The following is a 6,185-nucleotide window of genomic DNA, read 5'->3' on the forward strand; positions in this document are numbered from 1 at the left end:
CCCCCGGGGCGCGCGCAGCCCCTCCCCCCCCGCTCCCCCACCAACCGGGGGTTCGGCCCGTTATGCGCCGCCATCCCGGGCAGAACCACCTGCTCGGCGGGATGGGTAGCGTGTGCACATGCCCGAGATGCCGGAGGTGCAGGGGCTGGTCGACTTCCTCGACGAGCGCCTACGGGGCCGCACGCTCGCCGACGTGCGGCCAATCGCGTTCACCGCACTGAAGACGTTCGCGATCGGCCCGGAGCAGCTCGTGGGCGGCGAGGTCACCGGGGTCGCTCGACACGGCAAGTGGCTGGATGTGACGGTGGCGACGTCCAACGGCGACCGCCACCTCGTCTTCCACCTCGCCCGGGCCGGATGGGTGCGCTGGTACGACGAGATGCCCGCCACGAACCCGCGCCCCTCCCCCAAGTCGCCGCTGGCGTTCCGGGTCGCGACCGATGCCGGGACGGGCTTCGACCTCACCGAGGCCGGGACCAAGCGGAAGCTGGCGGTGTACATCGTCGCTGACCCGACCGAGGTCCCGATGATCGCGACGCTCGGACCCGACCCGCTCGACCCCGATTTCACCTCTGACTCGCTCACCGCCCTTCTCACCCGCAAGAACCAGCAGATCAAGGGCCTGCTGCGTGATCAGGCCACGATCGCCGGCATCGGCAACGCGTACTCCGACGAGATCCTCCACGTCGCCAAGATCAGCCCGGTCGCTCAGACCAAGGCGATCGCCGCCGACGAGGCGGCTCTCGCCCGACTCCACGACGCGGTCGGTGAGACGCTGCGCACGGCGATCGCGACGTCGTCGGGCAAGCCAGCCAAGGAGCTCAAGGACGCGAAACGGTCCGGGATGCGCGTGCACGGCCGCACGGGCCAGGAGTGCCCGGTCTGCGGCGATGTGGTGCGCGAGGTCAGCTTCGCCGACTCCTCGCTCCAGTACTGCGCCACCTGCCAGACCGGCGGCAAGATCCTCGCCGACCGGCGCATGTCGAAGCTGCTGAAGTAGCCCTCAGAACAGGACCGTGGCGAAGGTGCCGACCTGGCGGAACCCGACCTCGTCGTAGGTGCGGATCGCGGCCGTGTTGTAGGAGTTGACGTAGAGGGAGACGGTAGGGGCCACGTGCGCGCGGGCGTAGGCGACCACGGCGGCCATTCCGCCGCGCGCGATCCCCTGTCCACGCAGCTCCGGCTCCACCCACACGCCCTGGATCTGGGTGACACCGAGCGCCACCGTGCCGAGCTCGGCCTTGAACACCACGCGCCCGCCCTCGATCCGGGCCAGCGAGCGCTTGGACTGCACCAGCGAACGCACCCGGCGTTCGTAGCCGCCGCCGACCGACAGCGGTGAGTGGCCGACCTCCTCGGTGAACATCGACACGCACGCGGGCATCAGCACGTCGAAGTCGGCGTCGGTGGTGAGCCGCACGGCCGGGTCTGGCTCGACCGCCGGATCCGTGGTGATCACCATCGATGGCTGATCCGGACGAACGTCACGCGGCTGCGGCGAGTCCGGCGCGAGCAGCTCCCACAGCGCCATCACGCCGTCGGCGGGTCCCACGATCGAGGAGTAGCGGCGCGCACGGCGCCGGATCTCCGCGGCGACATCGGGCATCGCCGACGGCTCGATCCCCAGCGGGACCATGTTTCCCCCGGTCCAGCACAGCCCCGCCAGCCCGCCCGGGGTGCTCACGCACAAGAGCTGGTCGCGCAGCTGCGGGCCGGCCATCATCGCCTCGACGTGCTCGCCGAGCAACGCGGCATCGACCGGCCGATGACGGCAGAACTCCAGCACGCTGCCCATGTCGACGTAGCGGGCGTCGCGCACCAGGATCGGCGACGGCGCCGCGGCAGTCTGCCAGGGCCAGCGGGCCATGCGCGGACCGTCAGGAGACGGAGACGGTGGGTTCTCCTGCCGCCTCCATGGTCGCGGCGATCCGGTGCGCCTCCGCCAACAGTGTCTCGACGATCTCGTCCTCCGGCACCGTCTTGATCACTTCGCCCTTGACGAAGATCTGGCCCTTGCCGTTGCCGGACGCCACACCGAGGTCGGCCTCACGCGCCTCGCCGGGGCCGTTGACGACGCAGCCCATGACGGCGACGCGCAACGGGACCTCGAGGCCCTCCAGGCCGGCAGTCACCTTCTCGGCGAGCGTGTACACGTCCACCTGGGCGCGGCCGCAGGAGGGGCAGGAAACGATCTCGAGCTTGCGCTCGCGCAGGTTGAGCGACTGCAGGATCTGCAGGCCGACCTTGACCTCTTCCGCGGGCGGCGCCGAGAGCGAGACGCGGATCGTGTCGCCGATGCCCTGGCTCAGCAGCGCCCCGAACGCGGTGGCGGACTTGATCGTGCCCTGGAACGCGGGACCGGCCTCGGTGACGCCGAGGTGCAACGGCCAGTCACCGGCCTCGCTCAGCAGCTCGTAGGCGCGCACCATCACCACGGGGTCGTTGTGCTTGACCGAGATCTTGAAGTCATGGAAGTCGTGCTCCTCGAAGAGCGAGGCCTCCCAGACGGCGGACTCCACGAGCGCCTCGGGGGTCGCCTTGCCGTACTTCTCGAGCAGGCGCTTGTCGAGCGAGCCGGCGTTGACACCGATCCGCAACGAGACGCCGGCATCCTTCGCGGCCTTGGCGATCGCGCCGACCTGGTCGTCGAACTTGCGGATGTTGCCGGGGTTCACCCGCACGGCCGCGCAACCGGCATCGATGGCGGCGAACACGTACTTGGGCTGGAAGTGGATGTCAGCGATCACCGGGATCTGCGACTTCTTCGCGATGATCGGCAGCGCCTCGGCGTCATCGGAGGTCGGTACAGCCACGCGCACGATGTCGCAGCCGGAGGCCGTCAGCTCGGCGATCTGCTGCAGCGTCGCGTTGATGTTGGTCGTCTGCGTGGTGGTCATCGACTGCACCGAGATCGGTGCGTCACCACCCACGTCGACGCTGCCGACCCGGATCTTGCGGGTCTTGCGCCGGGGACGCAGGACCTCGGGGGTCTCCTTGACAGCAGGGATGCCCAGTGCGATCGGAACAGTCACGCTCGCGAGTATCTCACCGAGCGGTGGAGATTCCGTGGCGAGACGGGTGTGGATCGCCCCGGTGGTGTCATGTCTCACAGCCCGCGCGTGTGACTAGGGAAGTGCTGATCAGTACTTTCCTACGTGAGCACCACGGGTCTGAAGATGTCCGCGACGGCGAGCAGCAGTCCCATCCCGAGGAACAGGATCACCATCGCGTACGTGAGCGGCATCAGCTTCGCGGTGTCGGCGAACCCGGGGTTGGGCCGGTTCCGCCAGCGCGCGACCTGCCGCCGACCGCCCTCGAAGAGTGCTCCGGCGATGTGGCCGCCGTCGAGTGGAGGCAGCGGGATCATGTTGAAGACGAACAGCGCCATGTTGAGGCTGGCGAGAATCACGAGGATGTTGGCGACCTGGGCCGTGAATCCGCTGTCCGCGCTCGCCTCGGTGAGATCGCCGGCCACCCGGCCGATGCCGATGACGCCGATGACGTTCGGGTCACGCTCGCCGCTGCCGAATACCGCCTGCGCGATCGAGACCAGTCGCTGCGGCAGCGTGAGCACCACGCCCACGGTCGCGGTGAGCTGCTCGCCGACCATCGCCGGCACCGCGGACAGCGGCTGCGGCTCGTGGTCGATCGCGGACACGATGCCCACGTAGGGCACCTCCTGGACCGTGGTGGTGCCGTCTTCGTTCCTGACCTCACGCTCGATCAGCGTCGGTGTCACGGTCAGCGTGGTCTGCGTGCCGTCGCGTTCGACGACCACCTCGGTGGGGTCGGTGCCGCCGGCCTGGATCGCGGCGGAGACACCCGCCCAGTCCTCGACGGCGGTGCCGCCCCACGAGACGACCACGTCACCAGGCTCGAAGCCGGCCTCCACCGAGGGTGAGGCCGCGGCATCGGGTGCGCACTCGCCCTCGACGCTGGCCTGCACGCACTCCGAGACAGACGCGACCGAGTTCGTGTACACCGTGAACCCGATCCCGGAGACCACGATCGCGAACAAGATGAAGCTGAGCACGAGGTTGACGAACGGACCGCCGAACATCACAGCGAGCTTCTTGGGCGTGCTCAGCTGGTAGAAGGCACGGTTCTCGTCACCCGGCTCCAGCTCCTCGAGGGAGACCTCCCGCGCCTCCTCGGTGACGTTCTTGGCCCAGCCGACCAGCCCGCGGCGGCGCAGCTTCTCCTCGGCGACCGCGTCCTCGCTCTGCACTGTGCGGGCAGGCGGGAACATGCCGACCATCCGCACGAACCCACCGAGCGGGATCGCCTTGACGCCGTACTCGGTCTCGCCGCGCTTGCGCGACCACAGCGTGGGCCCGAAGCCCACGAAGTACTGCGGCACGCGGACGCCGAACTTCTTCGCGGGCACGAGGTGCCCGATCTCGTGCAAGGCGATCGAGATCATCAGGCCCACGGCCACGGCGAGCACGCCGATCCAGAACATCACCGGGTCATGGTAGGCACCGTTGCTGACAATCGGCGCTGCGGCCGCCGGGTACGTCTGCCCGAGGCGTCACATCTCGCAGTCGCACACGGCGTTGTAGCTCACCACCTGCTCGCCCTCCTCGGGCCGCGCCCACGCCTGGGCCTCGGCACGATCGGCGAACGTCCGGGGCGCCCGCCGGCCGTTGGCCATCAGCACCGTGTACTCGATCTGCTCACGGGGGTCGGTCCAGCCTGTCGCTGTCTCGCTCATCGCGACACCTCCCAGGTCTCGTCCCGCCATCATCCCAGCACGAGCGTCACAAAGCCCATCGGTCGGCGATGACCACGTATCCAGGAGACGACGGCGGCCCTCGCCTCGTTGCTCTCCTCCGCACCAGGGTGCTCGAGCGCCCATTCCAGTCGTGGGCGCAGGTGGCCGAGGTCGAAGGCGTCGAACTCGGCCTGGGTGGCGTCGTGCATGTCGAGGATCGTCCAACCGGTCGTGTGGGCGGCTTCCGCGATCTCGGGCAGCTCCACGCAGTCGCCCGCGCTGGCCCCCGGCCACATGTTCGCGAGCTCGGTGTCCGTGGGCTGCGAGCGCCAGTACTCGCACCCGAACAGCGCGCGCCCGCCGGGCACGAGCCGCGTCCGCAGCGCGGTGAGCGCCTCACCGACACCGCCGAACGCCTGATAGGCACCCATGCTCACGACGACGTCGGCTCGGTCCTTGTGACTGCTCGCCTCTGCCGCATCGAACCGGATGCGCTCCGCGACGCCTCGCTCGGCTGCCAGAGCCCGCGCCCGTTCGATGTCGGGGGCGTGCACGTCGAGCCCGACTCCGGTGGCGCTCGGCCAGCGCTCCAGCATCCGCAGCAGCAGCTCGCCCCAGCCGCAGCCGTAGTCGACGATCGTGCTCGGCCGCACATCGTCGAGCCGCTGGAGCAACCGGGCGACGGCGTCATCGCCGAGCGGTGAGTTGAACGTGAGGGCGGAGCCAGAGCCTGCGGGCGGCGGTGCGTCGGTCATCGGAGCCATCAGATCAGCGCGCCGAAGCCGGGTCGAGCGATTTGCCGCACTCGGCTGCCCGATCGATGGCCGCGTTGACCAGTGAGCCGTTGGTGTCACGACGTCAACGTTGCGGCCGCGGAAGCGGGGCCGCGGTGCCGTTGGTGTCAGATCATCAACGTGGCAGGTAGCTGTCCACGAGCTCGGCGCCGATCGATGCCAGCTCTGCGCGAACCTCGGGCGCGTCGAGCACCGTCACGCGCGCGCCCCAGCCGGCGAGCTGCTCGGCCAGGCCGCGCGGGGTGTGGGCGGCCACGACGGCGTGGTCGTCGTCGATGCTCTCGAAGGCTGAGCCAAGGTGGTCGGCAAGGACCGACAGCGCGAAGGCATCGGCACGCACGGTCGCGCGGACCCGGGTGCGCGCGGCGTCGACCGTCTTCGTGGTCCGCTGCCAGTGCTCGTCGATCGTTTCCTCGGACGGCCGCTCGAACCGCTCGTCGCTGACCGTCACCTGGGCCATGCGATCGAGGCGGTACGTCCGCGGACCCCGTGCCGTGCCCGCCAGCAGGTACACGACACCGGCCTTGTCGATGAGCCGCCACGGGTCCACGAAGGTGGTCCGGTCGGACTCAGCACCACGTGACAGATAGCTGATCCGGCAGCGGCGCTGCTGTACGGCCGCGTCGCGCAGGATCTGGTCGTGAGCCGGCGGCGCTGCGCGCTGCTGCAGCCACCGC

Annotated in this window: 7 protein-coding genes; 1 reads left to right on the forward strand and 6 read right to left on the reverse strand. The window is 69.7% G+C overall.

The genetic code is table 11. The annotated features are described in order from the left end of the window. Positions 1-118: 118 nt before the first annotated feature. Positions 119-1,000 (forward strand): DNA-formamidopyrimidine glycosylase family protein, encoded by an 882-nt coding sequence (locus ACOJSN_RS05070; RefSeq protein WP_420111421.1) that lies wholly within the window; start codon positions 119-121, stop codon positions 998-1,000. Between the two features lie 3 nt (positions 1,001-1,003). On the opposite strand, the gene ACOJSN_RS05075 is transcribed toward ACOJSN_RS05070, so the two are convergent. From ACOJSN_RS05075 to ACOJSN_RS05100, 6 genes are all read right to left on the reverse strand, one after another. Next, positions 1,004-1,867 (reverse strand): GNAT family N-acetyltransferase, encoded by an 864-nt coding sequence (locus ACOJSN_RS05075; RefSeq protein ID WP_420111422.1) that lies wholly within the window; start codon positions 1,865-1,867, stop codon positions 1,004-1,006. Positions 1,868-1,877: 10 nt separating this feature from the next. Then, positions 1,878-3,032, reverse strand: coding sequence for a flavodoxin-dependent (E)-4-hydroxy-3-methylbut-2-enyl-diphosphate synthase (gene ispG / locus ACOJSN_RS05080; protein WP_420111423.1), 1,155 nt, complete (start codon positions 3,030-3,032; stop codon positions 1,878-1,880). A 119-nt stretch (positions 3,033-3,151) separates the two neighbouring features. Then, positions 3,152-4,462 (reverse strand): M50 family metallopeptidase, encoded by a 1,311-nt coding sequence (locus tag ACOJSN_RS05085; RefSeq protein ID WP_420111424.1) that lies wholly within the window; start codon positions 4,460-4,462, stop codon positions 3,152-3,154. Positions 4,463-4,531: 69 nt separating this feature from the next. Further along, complete coding sequence (locus ACOJSN_RS05090) at positions 4,532-4,714, reverse strand: hypothetical protein (RefSeq protein WP_420111425.1); 183 nt, start codon at positions 4,712-4,714, stop codon at positions 4,532-4,534. A gap of 29 nt (positions 4,715-4,743) precedes the next feature. Continuing rightward, positions 4,744-5,469: an SAM-dependent methyltransferase gene (locus tag ACOJSN_RS05095; RefSeq protein ID WP_420111426.1), complete on the reverse strand. Its 726-nt coding sequence runs from the start codon at positions 5,467-5,469 to the stop codon at positions 4,744-4,746. A 154-nt stretch (positions 5,470-5,623) separates the two neighbouring features. Further along, positions 5,624-6,185, reverse strand: a 562-nt coding sequence (locus tag ACOJSN_RS05100; RefSeq protein WP_420111427.1) for a helix-turn-helix transcriptional regulator, incomplete at its 5' end; no start/stop codon positions are given.

Origin of the sequence: Pseudactinotalea sp., assembly GCF_048594945.1 — a bacterium.
Classification (GTDB): Bacteria; Actinomycetota; Actinomycetes; order Actinomycetales; family Beutenbergiaceae; genus Pseudactinotalea.

Bases quoted from the DNA above. Each gene is read 5' to 3' on its own strand.
- ACOJSN_RS05070 (WP_420111421.1), top strand. From the start codon at position 119: ATGCCCGAGATGCCGGAGGTGCAGGGGCTGGTCGACTTCCTCGACGAG.
- ACOJSN_RS05085 (WP_420111424.1), bottom strand. From the start codon at position 4,462: ATGTTCTGGATCGGCGTGCTCGCCGTGGCCGTGGGCCTGATGATCTCG.
- ACOJSN_RS05075 (WP_420111422.1), bottom strand. From the start codon at position 1,867: ATGGCCCGCTGGCCCTGGCAGACTGCCGCGGCGCCGTCGCCGATCCTG.
- ACOJSN_RS05090 (WP_420111425.1), bottom strand. From the start codon at position 4,714: ATGAGCGAGACAGCGACAGGCTGGACCGACCCCCGTGAGCAGATCGAG.
- ACOJSN_RS05095 (WP_420111426.1), bottom strand. From the start codon at position 5,469: ATGACCGACGCACCGCCGCCCGCAGGCTCTGGCTCCGCCCTCACGTTC.